The organism is Gammaproteobacteria bacterium (assembly GCA_035546635.1).
GTDB lineage: Bacteria > Pseudomonadota > Gammaproteobacteria > JAURND01 > JAURND01 > DASZWJ01.
In genome coordinates, this window is record DASZWJ010000032.1 from 46647 (window position 1) to 63163 (window position 16517).

The following is a 16517-nucleotide window of genomic DNA, read 5'->3' on the forward strand; positions in this document are numbered from 1 at the left end:
GACTTTTTACTATAATTTGCAGTTTAATGCAGCAAATTTCGCATCTTCATTGGTGAAAGGTTTGCTTCATCTTTAATCTTGATTGTCTTAAATAATTTTATATTAATCTACCGTTGAAAACACGGTTGGATAAATTAAGAACATGTTTTAAACTATATATTTAATAATTAAATGAGGAAAAGATATGAGTTATCCCGTGGTCAGTGGGAAAACTGATTTTATAAGAATGTCAATTTTAAATAGTATATATAATCCTTCTAGTTTTGCTTTCATAGAAAAATTTGGGATCGATAAGGCTATGTCAGTACTTGAAATTGGTTGCGGATATGGTAGTACAGCCATTTGGTTAGCTAAAAAAGTAGGTTGTAAAGGTCGAGTTTTGGCTATTGATCAGGACTGTCGTCAAATTAAATTTTCTATAAATCGTAGCAAAGGATTAAATTTAACTAATTTATCTTTTACGCAGGCTTCTTTAGAAGATTTATTTCCAAGGTTCTTAGATAGTTTCGACTTTATTTATATTCGTTGGACATTAATGTTTATAAATCAACCCTTGAATTGGTTGCGACTTATTTATCAACTCTTAAAATCTGGAGGAAGCTTAGTGTGTGAAGATATTAGTGTCATCAGCAATGGTATTTTTACCTGTCCAAAGTCTGATATTGGGGAAAGATGGACTAAAATGATGAAAAATAATTTCCAAGCGTTAAATTTAGATTTAGATTTAGCGGGCTCGCTTTATAGTATGTTTATGCAAGCAGGATTTGATTCATTGGATGCGGAAATTTATCAACCGCTTTTAAAGACTAAGAAAGAAAAAAGTATTTGCCGGCTCGGAATTGCTTGTACAAAATACAGCATTCTTGAAAATAACTCTGTTACACCTGAAGAATTTGAAGGTTTAGTGAAAGATTTAAAAGGGTACGAAAATTGTACTAAGAGTATTATTGGTTACGTAAGAACGTTTATGATTAGCGGTAAAAAACAATAGGAGAAAAAAATGCAAGAATTTGTCAATAAGGTAGCGTTGATTACTGGAGCAACTTCTGGTATCGGTGAAGCCACTGCAATTGCTTTTGCTAAAGCTGGCTCTCATGTGGTCATAGCCGGTCGACGAAAAGAGGAAGGGATGGCAGTAGTAGAAGCTATCCGAAAATTTGGAGGAGACGCTATCTTTTTACAAACAGATGTAAGAAAAGAAGATGATATAATTGCGATGATTAATAAGACGCTCAGTCGATTTGGTCGCTTGGATTATGCATTTAATAATGCAGGCGTAGTAACAAACGATTCTATAATTAACGAAACGGAGGAGTCTTATTATAGAGTGATGGACACCAATACCAAAGGAACTTTTTTCTGTATGAAATACGAACTAGTTTATATGATTAAAAATAAAGGTGGAGTGATTATAAACTCTTCGTCGGTAGCACCTTTTTTACCAGTTCCTAAGCATAGTCTTTATAACGCCAGTAAAATCGCGATTCTTAGCTTAAGCGAAGCTGCAGCAAGCGAGGCAGCATGTCATGGAGTGAGAGTAAATGTTGTTTGTCCCATTGGTATTGCTGGAAAAATGGTTGAAGATTTTCTTGAGAAAAATCAAATGCAGGTGGAGCAAATCATTCCACCGATTGGAAGAATGGGTATGCCGGAAGATGTTGCTAACGTAGTACTTTTTTTATGCTCAGATACAGCATCATATATCACAGGCGCAGCTATTCATATGGATGGGGGTATGCGGATAAAAGCAGCCTCCATCCGGGATTAAATACACATATTTTTTACAGTCTTGTGCTTAGGCTAGGTAGAATGCTTTTCTATAATTTTAACAGAAAAGGTGAAACCAAAATGAGCTGAATTTTTCCAAGATTGATTGTTTGCGTTTTTGAGAATCATATGGAATTAATTTAAAGAAAATGGGAATCTGATCGGTAGGATCGCTTTTAAACTTGAACGCATGATTTTTCTCCTTGTAATTTAATCACAATACTTTTTCATTTTTTAAAAATTTAAATAAGTTTCCTTTACAAAAAAACTTAATATTAAAATGAGTAAATAGCACATTGGCAGTATCAATAAAGCATGATGATAGCAAAAGGTAGAATATAGCTTGGTAACGCCAAAATATCTTCCATCCCAGAATTTATCCAATAAATAACTGGCTATAAAATCAAAAAAGGCATTACCAAAGCAAATAATCGTGTTGTTGAATCCAAAAGCTGTGGCAGAATCGCGACTTAGATGCCGATCATGCATGATACCAAAGGTGAGCACTTGACAAGCACTGGCTCCTCCCATTAAAAATAAGGCTATCAATAAAATACCTACCCACCGATTAGCGCCCCAAAGGATTACTATGGAGCTGATGAGACCGATGCTAGCACCAATACGAAGAGGAAGCAGGCGTTTCTTAAGATAAATTGATATCCAACCCCACAGTGGGCTCACTATTCCAATGCCTAACCATACCATAATTAAGAAATCAGCTGCTGAAATTTTAGAAAGATGGTACACCACGCGCAGAAATGGGATACCCCATAAGGCAGCAAAAATTGAGACAGGCGCCCAAAATAATGCACCTGTAATAGCAATTACCCAATTTTGTGTAGATAAAAAAATCGTTTTAAATGCCTCAAAACGAATAGTGAGCTGTGTTTTTTTAATAGAAATATTGGAGGGATAGTCCTCTACAAATAGATAAGTGAGTATTAATAAAATAACACCCAGCGCTGACATCAATAGGATAATGGTTTCTAGGCGAAGAAAATTAGTTAAATAAGATATGAAAGAGCTACCAAAAACTGCACCGATACATTCAATAAAAACTACTCCTCCTGTTAAAATCACATAGAGACGATGAGGAAACCAGCGAACAATTAATAGCATAGGGGCCAAGTATCCAGCGGCAGCTCCGACAGCAAGTAGCCCTCTGGCGATGCAACTAACGACAAAAGAATTAGTAAAAGCAAACAGTAATAAAGCTCCTGTGCAAATAAATGAACCTATTATTATTATCTTGCGTGGGCCAAAACGATCTAATATATAGCCACAAGGTAACTGCAGGGGAGCATAAAAATAAAAATAAATGGCAGCAAATAACCCAATACCTGTGGCAGCAATGTGATATTTAAGACTAAGTTGGTTAATTAACGCTGCAGGGAATACCGCAAACATAGAATCAAGAAAAAAATATAGTGAGCCAATAAAAATCACGATAAATGCACGAAGAGAAAGTGTCTCAGAATGTGTGTTAACAGCAATTGAATTTAATTCAACAACATCACTGTTCATATTATTCTCCTAGAAAAGGATGAACGATAACGCTACCCCATGAATAACCCACCCCAAAACCAACTAGCATGATTTTCAAATGGGATGATAATTTTTTTTCGGCTTGAGCGCAATGGAGGGCAATGGGAATACTGGAGGAAACCGTATTACCAAAATTTTCAATTGAAATATAGAATTTATCTTTAGGAATTTTAATTTTTTCTCTTAAGTGTTCTAAAATAAATTGATTAGCTTGATGGAAAATAAATAAATCAATTTCTTCAATTTTTAATCCTCCTTTTTTTAAGGTATTGTTAATTAACTGAGGAATATTATTTATAATAAATAGAAAAATTTCTGATCCATTCATATATAAAAATTCATTTGCAAAGGATTGCCTTTTGTAATAGCGCGTTCCTCCTTTCTTTAGGATTAAATTTTTTGCTCCTGAACCATCAGTTCCAAAAAGTGGTTCACTGATGTAATTATCATTTTGGATCGATTTTTTTTTACTAATTAAGGTAGCTGATGCTCCATCACTAAAGATAGTACGAGTACTGACATCTGTTGGATCTAAGTATTTGGTATAAGTATCGGCAGTTAATAATAAAATATTGGTGGCTTGATTGGTTTCAATTAAGCCTTTAGCTAGCCCTAGCCCATATATATAACCTGAGCAGCCTAAATTAAAATCTAATGCGCCACAGAATTTAGGTAAATTAAGTCTATCCTGAAGAAGACAAGCGGAGGTGGGAAGAAGATAATCGGGAGATTGAGTGCAAAGTAAAATAAAGTCAATTTCTTCTCGAGAGATAACTTGCGTGGCAAAGAGCTTTTCAGCTGCCTTAAACGCCAAGTCCGAAGCGCAAATATCATCAGACGCAATATATCTGACCGAAATCCCAGTTTTATTTTTTATTTTATCCGCAGGCCATTCAGGAAAAATTGCGCTAATTTCATTATTTTTTAACACTGTTTCTGGCAAATAAAATTCAATAGCTTGAATAAATGCTTTCATGATTCAATAACCTTGTGCGCGGAAAATCCACCGTCCACAATAAAAGATGATCCGGTGATCCATTTACTGGCATCAGCAATTAAAAAAGCAGCCATATTAGCAATATCAATCGGTTCACCTATACCTAATAGGTGCGATGCTTCCCAATTTTTTCGTTGATTACAAGACATTTGCTTTAAAGCATTTTGAGTCATCTGTGTATTTACCAGTCCTGGAATAATGCAGTTCACTCTAATTTTTTGTCGAGATAACTCGACAGATAATGATTTAGTTAATGAAATGATTGCTCCTTTAGTTGCTGCGTATAATGCTAGACCGGATTGACCGAATAGTGCGGTGACTGAACTCATGAGTACACAGGCGGCAGGTTGAGCACTAATATTTTTTTGGCGAAAAAATTTCATTAATAAGCAAGAAGATATTAAATTAGATTGGAGGGCAGCTTGGATAATTTCCAAACTGGTAAATTGCAGAGGAACAGTAGTTTGTATTCCCGCTGCGTGTACTAAACCATCCAATGGTTTCGTTTTATTACATACTTTTGTGAGTGTATCAAAGGCCATGTCGTAATTCGTTAAATCTAATTCTAAAGTGATATGTTCATTATGTTGCATCATACTTTCTGTTTGTTTCAATCTTTTGCTATCACGGCCAATTAAAATAGCTTTAGCCCCTAATTTACTAAGCAAAATCGCAGTTTCTCGTCCTATACCTGAGGAAGCCCCGGTAACAAGAATAGTTTTTCCAGCTAAGCTTAAAGGATTATGGCTCATTAATTAGTTCCCACTCTTTCAGAGACTTTAAAGTAGAGATTATTAACAGTTCCAATTGAAAGCATTTCACTAAGGGTCAGATTTAGGCCAAAATTCTTATCTAACATAGCGATTAAGCCTAATAAAGACAACGAATCTATCAAAGTTGATCCTACTAAATCCTCTTCGCCTTTAAGCGTATTAGCCGGTAATTCACAGATTTCTTCTATTTTAAATAAAAAATGAGTTTTATTCATGGTTGGCCTCTGAGTTGTTAATAAAATTTGGTAAATTTGATTTTAAACGTTTATAACCTGAATCAAATTTCTTCCAATCGATCGTAATGCCTTTAATGTATAGCTCACATAAAGCATTTCCTAGACTTTTCCAGTCCGGTTGGCCCATATGTAAACTAGACAACCAGGTTAATTGTGTTTCACTGAGAGACTGTTTGCCTAAAGTGATTAGCAATGGCTTGGATCCAATTTCTACAAAAGCATCTATATTATTTTCTTGCAAAGTTTCTAGTCCTTTACTGAATTTAACTGTTTCGCAAAGTTGCCGGCACCAATATTCATTTTGGATAGGAATTTCAGGAGATATAAAATTGCCTGTTAAATTAGAGACTATCTTGATTTCAGGTAGTGAGAAAGCCACGGTATTTAATGATCTTCTAAAATCAGGAAGGATTGGGGCCATTTCCGCTGAATGTCCGGCTCTTGTGATATTCAACATTTGTACTTCTATTCCTTCTTCAACCAAACGCTTTTTAGCGACTTCGATAAATATTTTGCGTCCAGAAAGTGTGGTATTATATGGGCTGTTCTCAGCTGCAATAGCTACATGATCTAGTAAATTTTTTAATACCTTCTTGATAGTCGTTATATTCGTTAAGGCGGCAACCATCGCTACATTTTCAGGGAGTTTTTGCATTAACCCACCGCGTTCACCGACAAGCTTTAAACTGTCTTTCAGATTAATCATTTTAGCTTTATATGCTGCGGCATACTCCCCAAGGCTATGACCCATGACTGCATCTGGAATAATGCCCCAAGATTCCCATAAACGAGACAAAGCCACTTCGATGCTGAATATACTGACTTGAGTATGGAGAATTTCGTTGATTGATTCTCCATTTTTTAAATACAAGATATCAATAAGTGAAATATTGAATAGTTCTTCTAAAATTTCATGACATTGGTCTATAGTATGACGGAATATGGAATTACTTAAGTATAATTGTTTGGTCATCCCTGTATATTGCGAACCAGCTCCAGTGTATAAAAAAGCAATTTTCTTGAGTTGTGGAAAAGATTTTAAATTTTGTTTCTGTACATGTTTTTTTAGCAATTCGCCACATTCAGTTCCTGTTTGCGCACATATTGCTAAGCGATAAGAATAATGATTTTGAAGTAAATTAGAGTTATAACAAAAATCAGCGAAATTGATCTCGGGATGTGTCAACAGATAATTCATGTATTTTTCTATTACTTCCAACAAGTTCTGTAGGGATTTAGCGCTAATCGTTAAAACGTGCCAATCTCTATCTTCCTGAAGAGGCAATAAAGAAAGATTTGTTATAGGTTTACTCATTACTCTTTACCTTCAATGAATTTGTAGAAATTATTAATTACTTGAGTAAGGAGTGCAACCGTGAAAAATACGGGGTGAAAAGATTAATCGATCAGCAAGATGTGAGGCATGACGGATTCAAGTTTAGGGATGATGTTAGATTTTCGGTAGCACCCTAATTTTTCTCGAATCATATTCAAACGATCTTCAACTGTACGTGGAGAGAGCGATAAAGCTTTAGCAATTTCTTTAACAGTAAGACTTTTTCGTAAATATTTGATGCACTCTATTTCTTTTAGGGTCAAATGTAGCTCTGTTTTGTTTAAATTAGGATTTTTATCGAAAGTGTCTTTATAAACTAGATTAGAATTAATTTCTAGAGGATAATGATCACTAGGAGGGACTATTAATTTTTTTTCCATTGACCAAGCTAAATTATTGGCTTTTTCTTTAAAATAAGCCGCAAAACTTCTTAAAGCGTCTAAGTTATTAAGATAAAAACTGATAGCTTGATGGTTCTCTCGCATGGAAGTATAGGTAAAATATTCCGTAATGAGATTAATTTTATGAACAAAAGTAATGCCGTTAGCCATTCCAAAGTTGTTGTACGCGCTGGAAACAACTGGTTGGGATAAAGCTTCAGACCAAAGATAAAAATAACTTTTCTGGGATGGATCTTTTGCGGTTGGTATAAAGATAGGGTATTGCGCGCTAACAAAATGCTGATACCATTCTGGGTTAGTTAAAAAGCATCGAAAATTCCCTTTTTCATCTAGGGAACCAAAACTAAAATAATTTAAACGATTTTCAATAAAAAAACGAGTACACACTGACTGTGCAAATTTTGCATTTTCGTTAAAATTTTTTAATCGATCCTGATTCTCCATTTGAATCCTTCATCAATTTATTAAACCTCTTATAATTAGAAAGAATAGTCAACTAAGGATTCCAAGTCAATTAGTTATTTAGGTTTTTTAGTTGTATGGATCTGAATTCATCTTTAATTGTTTTTTTTCAGTTTTAAATCTGATTACTTTTAATAAAATAAGGGTTGCTAAGCTGAGTAAGATAACCATAAATATGGCTAAACGAGAAACTGAGCCATGCGTTAAAATATTAACTAGGGCGGCTGCAAGAGAAGCAGCTATGAGTGGGAAAAAACCAATTAAACTAGATACGGAACCAGATTGACTCGCTGGAAATTGAGCCATGGCTTCGGTCCAGGACAATGAACCAGTGAAACCATATCCTGCTGTCATGATCGCTGCAGGTAGGATGATCTGAAGAGCGTAATAATAATGAGTTATACCGATCAAATATAACACAATTCCGCCAAAAATAGAAATGAGCAAGCCTATGAGCATTAATAGATCTTTACTGTATTTATCCATTAGGCGCTTCGTTAAATAAGCGGCGCCAACAAAGCTTATAATCGGAATAATATAAAAATTGCCAATTTGAATAGTTGAATAGCCTAAGGTGTGGAATATAAATGGAGAAGCAGTGATATAGGCAAAATAGGAAGCATCGACGGCACAACGGGTAAGCAAATACCCAGAAAAGCATTTGTTGCGCAATATGTCTAAGTAATTTTTAATTATTTTAAATGGATGTAAATCCTCTTTAGCTGGGGAGCTAGTTTGTTTTACCGCGAAAAATTTCCATATTCCTATTAAAATCAATATTCCTAAAATAAAAATGAAGATAAATACGGATCTCCAACCCAAAAATTTTGATAAATTTCCGCCGATTACTGGTGCAATTGCAGGCGAAACTGCTAATATAGGACTCATAATCAAATAAACGTGAGCAGCTTTTTGTGAATCGTAATTTTTAGTAACAGCGGCGCGAGAAATGACTGCTGCAAAGCCTGCGCCGCAAGCTTGAAAAAATCTGGCTATAATCATGACTTCGATAGAGGTTGTTATGGCGCAAATTAAAGTTGCGATAAGGAAAATGGTGACAGATACTATTCCGATAGCTTTTAGATTATAAAAATCAACAAATGGGCCAATTAAAAATTGTGAAGCTGCGGTTCCGAGCAAAAATACGCTAAGAGTCATTTGAATCAAAGAGGTGCTACTATCAAAGTATTGCTGAATGAGGGGTAATGCTGGTAAATAAATATCGGATGGTAATAAGCATAACATTCCCATTGCAATACTTAGAGTAATAAAAATTGCTGATTTCATAAGTTTTCCTCAAATAGAGCATTTCAAACACTAACTTCTACAGCCATGCATCCTGAAAGCTGTTGATTGTCTTTCATCAGTTGATGGGCCAGAGGCAGATCTTGCCATTTATAAACTTTTCCGAGATAAGGCTTGATTTTCCCTTGACAGACTAATTCATTAGCGGAAAAAGCTTCTAAAGTGGAGGCAAAATGTGAACCTTGAATCCGTTTCTGATGCATCCAACCATAGGCTGCATCCATACTTAAATTAAATCCCGATGTCGCTCCACAGTAAACAACTAAACCACCTTTTTTAGCAATGTAGCAACTTACTGGAAAGGTTTTCTCTCCTACATGCTCAATCACTATGTCTATTTCATTGCCTGTACCAATAATGTCCCAAATAGCTTTTTTAAATTTTTTTACCTTACTCATATAAGTTAAATAATCGCTTGATCCTACATTAGGCATTATTCCCCAACAGTCAAAATTATTCCTATTGATAAAACTCTTAGCGCCGATTTGTAAGCAAAATTGTCCACGCTCCTCTGAAGACACTACTGCAATTGGATTGGCATTCGCATTTTTAACAATTTGAATTGCCATTGTTCCTATACCCCCTGAAGCACCCCAAATTAGCACATTCTGTGAAGATCGTAAGGTATGTGGGTAATGGCCTAATAACATTCTCCATGCGGTTGCTAGCACCAACGTATAACTTGCTGCTTCGGCCCAACTCAGCTCCTTGGGTTTGGGTAAAATTTGATAAGGCTTTACCACTGTAAATTCTGCGAATGATCCATAAGGGGTTTCATACCCCCATATTTTTTGGTAGGGGCAAAGCATAGGGTCTCCACCATTACATTGAACACAATGGCCACAATATTGACCACAGTGTAAAACGATATGGTCACCCTCTTTAAAATGTAATGTTTTTTTATCCAGTGCTTCTCCGATTTTCCAAACAATTCCAGAGGCATCGCTACCCGCAATATGAAAATTTTTGCCATGAAAGAACGTAGGCGAGTAAGGACTACCTAATGCGGCCCATACGCCGTTATAATTAATTCCCGCAGCCATGACCTTTATCAATACCTCATTAGCTCCTAATGGAGGAAGATCAACGCGTTCTTCCTTAAAAGCATTAATGGGTTCTCCGTGATGAGCGGGTCTTAACACATAAGCTAGCATTTGAGCAGGGATGGTTTTGTCAGATATTGTAATCATAACGTATATATTACATTCTTTCTCAATGAAGTAAACCGTAGTTTTCACGGTTAAAAACTTTTAAATTTAAGGTATGATTATTTCTAGTTTTTCGATTCAAGGCACAGGAGCATCTATGAGAGGTTCAGAGAAAATAAACGAACTTTCACTTGCTGAAAATACTGTTTCAGAATTATTTCACTGGCAAGCGAAACGTAATCCTACCGGAATTTCTGCAGTTTACAAAGGAAAATTTCTAACTTATGAAGAACTAGATCAAAAATCTACTATTCTATCAATGATAATCCGTGATTATTACGATCCTAATCAAGGTGAATTTATTGTAGCTATGCTTATGGAAAGAGATCTGAATATGATAATTAGTATCTTAGCTATTTTAAAGGCAGGTGGTGCTTTTTTGCCTTTAGATACTGAATACCCATCTGATAGAATCAGTTATATTCTTTCTGATGCTAAACCACATTTATTGCTGACTCATAAAAATTTAATTGATAAATTAAAAGGAACTATCTGTTGTCCTATTTTAAAAGCTGATGATATTGCTAACATAAAATATAATTCAAATTCTCAATTAGAAAAATTCTTTTCTCAGAAGTTAAATTATATTATTTACACTTCTGGTTCCACCGGCAATCCAAAAGGCGTAATGGTAGAGAAAAGAAGTTTAATGAATTATTTGAAATGGGCGAATAAATATTTAAATGTTAAGCTAGGAGATAGGTTTGATTGCTCTTCTTCATTGGCTTTTGATTTTACAATAACAACCCTCCTGCTGCCTGTGATATCTGGTGCAACTATAATATTTTGTGATGAAAAAACAAAGCGTGATCCCTGTAAGTACTTAAAGCATTTGGAAAAATATAGAATTAATATTGTAAAACTAGTGCCTACTTTTTTTAATTTATTGTGTGATTTACAAAACAACTGTTCTTTAGTGGCATTACAATCTATTGTTTTGGGTGGAGAAAATGCAAGTTCAACTCATGTTAAAAAATGGTTGCATAAATATCCTTGTCACAAAATTTATAATGAATATGGCCCTACTGAAACGACCGTTGGCGTGACATTATCTACTTATGGTTTTGGAGAAACTTTTGATGACATTACAATTGGTTGCCCAGGACTGAATACTAGAATATATGTGCTAGACGAATTTTTACAGCCACTTCAACCAATGACTATCGGAGAAATATTTATTTCGGGACATTGTGTAGCTCGCGGTTATCTCAATTGCCCGGAATTAACTGCCGAAAAATTTATCCCTAATCCATTTTCTATGCTGGAAGAGGGTTACTCAGTAATATATAAAACTGGAGATTTAGGTTGTCTTCTAGAAAATGGTTCATTTAAGTATATAGGCCGAATAGATGATCAAATAAAAATAAATGGCTATAGAGTAGAGTTGGGGGAAGTGGAGAGGTTGTTAAATCAGCATTCCCAGATCAATCAGGCTGTAGTTTTTCCTATAACAGAAGGCGGTATTAAATCATTAGTTGCTTATTGTACATCAGTAAGTAATGAGGAATTAACGATAACCGAACTAAGAGATTATTTGGCGTCATCGTTGCCATATTATATGATTCCTTATAAATTCACATTTATACCAAAATTTCCTTTGACTATAAATGGAAAAGTAGACAAGACAAAACTTCTAGAAAATTATTCTACCGATGTCATCAATGATTCTCCAGGCTATTTAAACATAGAATATGATCTGATTGCTCTATTGAAAGATTTGCTGAAAATGGAAGAGCTTGATCGTGATGCAAATTTTTTCGATTTAGGAGCGAATTCGTTGTTAATAGCTAAACTATATAATTGTTTGCGGACTAAGGGTTACCATTTGGATATGCTAACTATTTTTCAGTATCCTACCGTTAATCTTCTCATTAAAAAAATTAATTCTCCATCAATTAACGATGCTGAAAGACATTTCAATTTAGCCGTGAATAAAGGTCGATACACTTCTCGATGCTGTTCTTTAACTAATGATAGAGTGAATATATGAAAACTACAGAACAAAATTTTTTAGAGTCAGATATTGCGATTGTCGGCATGTCAGGTAGATTCCCTGGAGCCAAAAACATTAATCTTTTTTGGAAAATGCTTTGTAATGGTACTGAAGGGTTGGAGCAAGTTTCACTTTCCGATCTTAAAAATTCGGGTATTCCGGATGAATATATAACGCATAAAGATTATGTTAGGGTCTGTGGGGTATTACCTGAGTATGATCAATTTGATGCCGGTTTTTTTGGATATAGTAGCGAAGAAGCTATGATGCTTGATCCGCAATATAGGATTTTTCTTGAAGAATCGTGGTCTGCGTTGGAAAATGCTGGATATAACCCAGAAAATTATTCTGGAAAAATCGGTGTATTTGCTGGTTGTAAGCATAATCCAATTTCCTATCTTAATTTTCTTTTACAAAGTGATTCAAGCCAGGAACTTAGTCCATTTGAAGTTGGTGTCCTTGCAGAAACTTCTCAACTGGCCACACGCGTTTCTTATGAGCTTAATCTAACTGGGCCTAGCATTCAAATTCAAACGGCTTGTTCTACTTCTCTAGTCGCTATTCACTTGGCATGTATGAGTCTATTAAATAATGATTGTGATATGGCATTAGCTGGTGGAATTACTTTATTGCTGCCTCCGGCAGTCGGTTACCTGTATAAAGAGGGTTTGGTATATTCTCCAGATGGGAAATGTAGAGCTTTTGATAAAAATGCTTCAGGAACTGTTATGACCAGTGGCGTGGGTATCATTGTGCTAAAACGATTACAAGATGCACTAAGTGAGGGAGATCATATAGAAGCGATTATTAAATCTACTGCAGTCAATAACGATGGTAGACGGAAGATAGGTTTTACAGCGCCCAGTATTTCTGGTCAAGTGGAAGCCATTAGAACGGCTATCAGTTTAGCTCAGGTACCTATCGAAACCATTACTCATATTGAAGCGCATGGTACTGGTACGATCATCGGTGATCCTATTGAAGTCAGCGCGTTAACGCAAGCTTTTCGCGCCTATACGCAAAAAAATAATTTTTGTACATTAGGGTCAATTAAATCCAATATCGGCCATCTTGATGTGGCGGCAGGTGTTGCTGGAGTGATTAAAGTGGTGCTAGCACTAAAACATAAGACTCTACCGGCAAGTATTAATTTTTCGGAACCGAATCCTAACATTGATTTTGAATGTTCTCCATTTTATATGAACTTAACGACGACAGACTGGGAAAAGCAAGATTCTCATATTCCTTATCGCGCTGCTGTAAATTCTTTAGGTGTAGGAGGGACTAATGCACATTTAATCATGGAAGAAGCGCCAGGTATTAAAAAATTAAAGCCAAATACTCGCTCGAAAATTATTTGTATTTCAGCTAAATCCGTTAATTCATTGAATAAAAATTTTTCCAATTTGCTAGATTATTTTTTAGACCACAAGTTCGATAATTTAGATGATGTGGCTTTTACTTTACAAGTTGGCCGGAAGCATTTTCAAAATAGAATATGCATAATTTGCAAAGACATAGAAGATGCTATAGAGAAAATTGCAAAAGAAGAATTTATGATTAATACAAAAAAAAATGTTCCGAATTTTAGAAAAATAACATTTGTTTTGTCTAATGTTAAATCTGTAAATATAAAAAATATAGAAACAATGATGCGTGACCATCTTTTTTATAAAAGCTCGATTGAAAACTGTTTAAATATTTTAAAAAACATGAACATTAATATAGATATTCAAGATTCATTTTCACCTCTTGCCAAGTTTGTAGGTGAATATGCTTTAGCTTGTTTTTTAATAGGTTTAAATATTATTCCTGAAAAAATGATTGCTGTAGGGTTTGGGGAATGTCTGGCTGCTTGTTTAACTGGAGTTATTTCTTTATCGAATGCCTTAAATTTAGTAAATATATTATCTTGTTTTAAAAAAAATAATTCCTCTTTGGAGCATTTTTCAATGGAATTTGCGAAGTTTAAATTTGCTGACTCAAAAGACACTTGGATTTCAAAAAAATTGAATAGAAAAGTTTCAATAAGTGAAATAAAAGATTACTCTTATTGGTATAATCAGGTTTTAAATGATTCTTCAATTGAACTAGAAGATAGTCAATTGTCTGAAAGTGTTGCAATTGACTTAATGGAACAAATAAATAATGGAACCGTGTTATCTACTATTGCCAAATTATATATTGAAAATGTTGATATCAATTTTGCAGCTCTTCACTTTCAGGAAATAAGAAATAGATTACTTTTGCCCACTTATGAATTTGATCGGAAAATTCTGTGGCCTAAGCTGAAGCAAAATAATACACCTGGGCTCCCTATTTCTATGCCTAAAAGATTCTCTGTTGATAAACAGTTCTCTGCTCAAGAAATATCGGAGCAACTTAATGAAATTTGGCTCAGTATTTTTGATGAAAAAAATTTAAATCTGCAGAGTAGTTTCTTAGGTTTAGGTGGCAACTCTCTTCGAGCGTTAAGAATGATTGAAAAAATTAATCGAACATTTACATTGGAGCTACCCGTTACATGGGTTTATTTTAACGATAATGTATTAAAGCAAACCCATGAGCTTGCACGAATTTTGGAGCTTAATAATAACGAGCAGGTTAGTCGATCAAATTATCTTCCGCAAGGTATTATAGCTTTTAATCAGATGCCTAGTGTTTCGCCTCTATTTCTAGTTCATCCTTCCCAGGCAGGGGCAGAAGTTTATTATAATCTAGCTAAGAAGCTCAAGGATACCTTCTCTGTTTATGGTATAGAATCACATAACTTGAATTGCATGCCCTCTGAGTGTATAGATTCACTTGAATTGCTAGCCAGTCATTATATAAATAAACTTAAAGAAATTCAGCCTCGAGGAGAATATGTTTTAGGTGGTTGGTCGATGGGTGGGGTGATTGCTTATGAAATGGCCAAGCAATTGATTAAACAGGGAGATAAAGTCATTAATTTGTATTTGCTTGATTCAGCAGTTACTATTTTGTGTCCTGAAGAAATTTATCACGCAGCAATTCCTGAGATGATAAAGTTGATTCCAGAAAATATACTTCCTACCAGTTATGGGCGCCGATTACAAGAGTTAATCCCAAGAGAATTAGAAATGTTGGCTCGCTATAACAAATATGAGGAGTATACTCCTCCAGCTACTTTATTTAAAGCGAATAAGCTTATAAGAAAACACAATGTGAATATGCATAATGACGAATGGGTAGATTGCAATCGATTATATGAGTTATTATTAACAGAAGACTCGAATGGATGGAAAAAATACATGAAGAACTTAACTGTAGTTAACTTAGCATGTTCCCACGAAACTATTCTCTCCAATGATGCCCTGGGTGTTATCGTTGAGCATATCATGCAGGATATAAAAGTTGGTAGTTGACTGTCATAGCTCCAGAACATAAGGCAAATGCTGTTGCCAAGTTATTAAGCTGGAGAAATAACAGTGATTAGAATAATACTCATTCATGATCATATAGAGTAAATTTTCTATCAAGCCATAGTATATGGAAAATACCTTTATTTTTGTAGCCCACCATTACAGCTTTTCCAAAAAACCTAAAGGATATAAAAAAATCAACCCCCCGGAGGAACCTCTGATGGAATTCCAGATTGTATAGAGGTTTTATGATTACTCTTATCTCAAGATTCTAACGTAGAGTTGATGTTCGTTTTCAAATTAATCCTCCGATAAAACTGAAGTGCAAATGAAGTGCAAATGTAATGCACGGGAATAGTACACCATATACAATCAGAAACAAGAGGATTTTTTATAACAACTTGAAATTACAGGAAAATTTGTTGATGGTTGTTCATGGTGGTTTACTGAGGAATATGTTAAATTTGCCTTCACACGGCAGGGGTCAGTGGTTCGATCCCACTATCGCCCACCAAGTTGTTACTTTCCATTTGTCGATGCATTATCTCTGCTTGAAAAGACTAATAGCCCATTCTTTCCCGAAGACCAAGAAAAATTAGAGGTTGAACATGGAAAAATTAAGCAATGAATCTACCCTCGGGTTTGTTGGAATATTTGCCTGGTGTATTATATCTGCGGTAGCTTTTGTCTTTACTGCTTTGCTTGAGATGAAAATTGATGCAACTTTGCTTTGTTTCGGAATTTTTTTGATAGCGGCTATATTCTTTCTTCTCTCACGCTTAAATAATTTGGCTTCATTAAAGAAAAAATGTAAATCGCAATTTTTAAACTTATTGATTATCAATATCACAACTTTTGGTTGTTGGTTTTTAAGTATCTTTCCTCTGCAGTATATGGAACCATCTGTAGCCCAGTCAATTCTAGCGGCTGCGGTACCTATAGCTACATTAATAATCGGGATTATGTTGTACCGCGTTGCCTCATCATTTTACCTAACTTTAGGAGGCTCCAACGTTGACTCAGAAATCACCTAACCCAAATAAGTAAAAATTTTATAGTAATATTATCAATATTATCTGTGGGCGAAGTGTGGGTAAGGTTGTGGGCGACA

The 16517-nt window shown here is 35.0% G+C and carries 13 protein-coding genes; 5 read left to right on the forward strand and 8 right to left on the reverse strand.

Going from position 1 to position 16517, the window contains the following annotated elements; all coding sequences use genetic code 11:
• Positions 1-184: 184 nt before the first annotated feature.
• Both VHE99_09115 and VHE99_09120 read left to right on the forward strand, forming a co-directional pair.
• Entirely contained in the window at positions 185-991 is an 807-nt protein-coding gene (locus VHE99_09115; GenBank protein ID HVV69171.1) for a class I SAM-dependent methyltransferase, read from the forward strand.
• A gap of 9 nt (positions 992-1000) precedes the next feature.
• Positions 1001-1768, forward strand: a complete 768-nt coding sequence (locus VHE99_09120; protein ID HVV69172.1) for a glucose 1-dehydrogenase — start codon at positions 1001-1003, stop codon at positions 1766-1768.
• 233 nt (positions 1769-2001) lie between these two features.
• On the opposite strand, the gene VHE99_09125 is transcribed toward VHE99_09120, so the two are convergent.
• From VHE99_09125 to ccrA, 8 genes are all read right to left on the reverse strand, one after another.
• A complete protein-coding gene (locus tag VHE99_09125; GenBank protein ID HVV69173.1) occupies positions 2002-3291 on the reverse strand; it encodes an MFS transporter in 1290 nt (429 codons plus the stop codon).
• Between the two features lies 1 nt (position 3292).
• Positions 3293-4288 (reverse strand): ketoacyl-ACP synthase III, encoded by a 996-nt coding sequence (locus tag VHE99_09130; protein ID HVV69174.1) that lies wholly within the window; start codon positions 4286-4288, stop codon positions 3293-3295.
• Complete coding sequence (locus VHE99_09135; protein ID HVV69175.1) at positions 4285-5061, reverse strand: SDR family oxidoreductase; 777 nt, start codon at positions 5059-5061, stop codon at positions 4285-4287. The genes VHE99_09130 and VHE99_09135 overlap by 4 nt, the downstream gene beginning before the upstream one ends.
• Complete coding sequence (locus VHE99_09140; protein HVV69176.1) at positions 5061-5297, reverse strand: phosphopantetheine-binding protein; 237 nt, start codon at positions 5295-5297, stop codon at positions 5061-5063. Before VHE99_09140 ends, VHE99_09135 begins: the two co-directional genes overlap by 1 nt.
• Complete coding sequence (locus VHE99_09145) at positions 5290-6633, reverse strand: acyltransferase domain-containing protein (protein ID HVV69177.1); 1344 nt, start codon at positions 6631-6633, stop codon at positions 5290-5292. Before VHE99_09145 ends, VHE99_09140 begins: the two co-directional genes overlap by 8 nt.
• An 83-nt stretch (positions 6634-6716) precedes the next feature.
• The gene (locus tag VHE99_09150) at positions 6717-7499 is read right to left on the reverse strand and encodes a helix-turn-helix transcriptional regulator (protein HVV69178.1); all 783 of its coding nucleotides are present in this window, start codon (positions 7497-7499) and stop codon (positions 6717-6719) included.
• 87 nt (positions 7500-7586) lie between these two features.
• Positions 7587-8804, reverse strand: a complete 1218-nt coding sequence (locus VHE99_09155) for a multidrug effflux MFS transporter (GenBank protein ID HVV69179.1) — start codon at positions 8802-8804, stop codon at positions 7587-7589.
• Between the two features lie 23 nt (positions 8805-8827).
• Positions 8828-10012, reverse strand: a complete 1185-nt coding sequence (gene ccrA / locus VHE99_09160) for a crotonyl-CoA carboxylase/reductase (GenBank protein ID HVV69180.1) — start codon at positions 10010-10012, stop codon at positions 8828-8830.
• Positions 10013-10127: 115 nt separating this feature from the next.
• Here ccrA and VHE99_09165 point away from each other — a divergent pair, with 115 nt between their 5' ends.
• The 3 genes from VHE99_09165 to VHE99_09175 all read left to right on the forward strand — a co-directional run bounded on the left by VHE99_09165 (position 10128) and on the right by VHE99_09175 (position 16440).
• The gene (locus VHE99_09165) at positions 10128-12020 is read left to right on the forward strand and encodes a non-ribosomal peptide synthetase (protein HVV69181.1); all 1893 of its coding nucleotides are present in this window, start codon (positions 10128-10130) and stop codon (positions 12018-12020) included.
• Complete coding sequence (locus VHE99_09170) at positions 12017-15409, forward strand: beta-ketoacyl synthase N-terminal-like domain-containing protein (GenBank protein HVV69182.1); 3393 nt, start codon at positions 12017-12019, stop codon at positions 15407-15409. Before VHE99_09165 ends, VHE99_09170 begins: the two co-directional genes overlap by 4 nt.
• Positions 15410-16014: 605 nt before the next feature.
• A complete protein-coding gene (locus VHE99_09175) occupies positions 16015-16440 on the forward strand; it encodes a hypothetical protein (protein HVV69183.1) in 426 nt (141 codons plus the stop codon).
• Positions 16441-16517: the final 77 nt, after the last annotated feature.

Bases quoted from the DNA above. Each gene is read 5' to 3' on its own strand.
- VHE99_09165 (HVV69181.1), top strand. From the start codon at position 10,128: ATGAGAGGTTCAGAGAAAATAAACGAACTTTCACTTGCTGAAAATACT.
- VHE99_09120 (HVV69172.1), top strand. From the start codon at position 1,001: ATGCAAGAATTTGTCAATAAGGTAGCGTTGATTACTGGAGCAACTTCT.
- ccrA (HVV69180.1), bottom strand. From the start codon at position 10,012: ATGATTACAATATCTGACAAAACCATCCCTGCTCAAATGCTAGCTTAT.
- VHE99_09130 (HVV69174.1), bottom strand. From the start codon at position 4,288: ATGAAAGCATTTATTCAAGCTATTGAATTTTATTTGCCAGAAACAGTG.
- VHE99_09145 (HVV69177.1), bottom strand. From the start codon at position 6,633: ATGAGTAAACCTATAACAAATCTTTCTTTATTGCCTCTTCAGGAAGAT.
- VHE99_09170 (HVV69182.1), top strand. From the start codon at position 12,017: ATGAAAACTACAGAACAAAATTTTTTAGAGTCAGATATTGCGATTGTC.
- VHE99_09175 (HVV69183.1), top strand. From the start codon at position 16,015: ATGGAAAAATTAAGCAATGAATCTACCCTCGGGTTTGTTGGAATATTT.
- VHE99_09140 (HVV69176.1), bottom strand. From the start codon at position 5,297: ATGAATAAAACTCATTTTTTATTTAAAATAGAAGAAATCTGTGAATTA.
- VHE99_09135 (HVV69175.1), bottom strand. From the start codon at position 5,061: ATGAGCCATAATCCTTTAAGCTTAGCTGGAAAAACTATTCTTGTTACC.
- VHE99_09155 (HVV69179.1), bottom strand. From the start codon at position 8,804: ATGAAATCAGCAATTTTTATTACTCTAAGTATTGCAATGGGAATGTTA.
- VHE99_09150 (HVV69178.1), bottom strand. From the start codon at position 7,499: ATGGAGAATCAGGATCGATTAAAAAATTTTAACGAAAATGCAAAATTT.
- VHE99_09125 (HVV69173.1), bottom strand. From the start codon at position 3,291: ATGAACAGTGATGTTGTTGAATTAAATTCAATTGCTGTTAACACACAT.
- VHE99_09115 (HVV69171.1), top strand. From the start codon at position 185: ATGAGTTATCCCGTGGTCAGTGGGAAAACTGATTTTATAAGAATGTCA.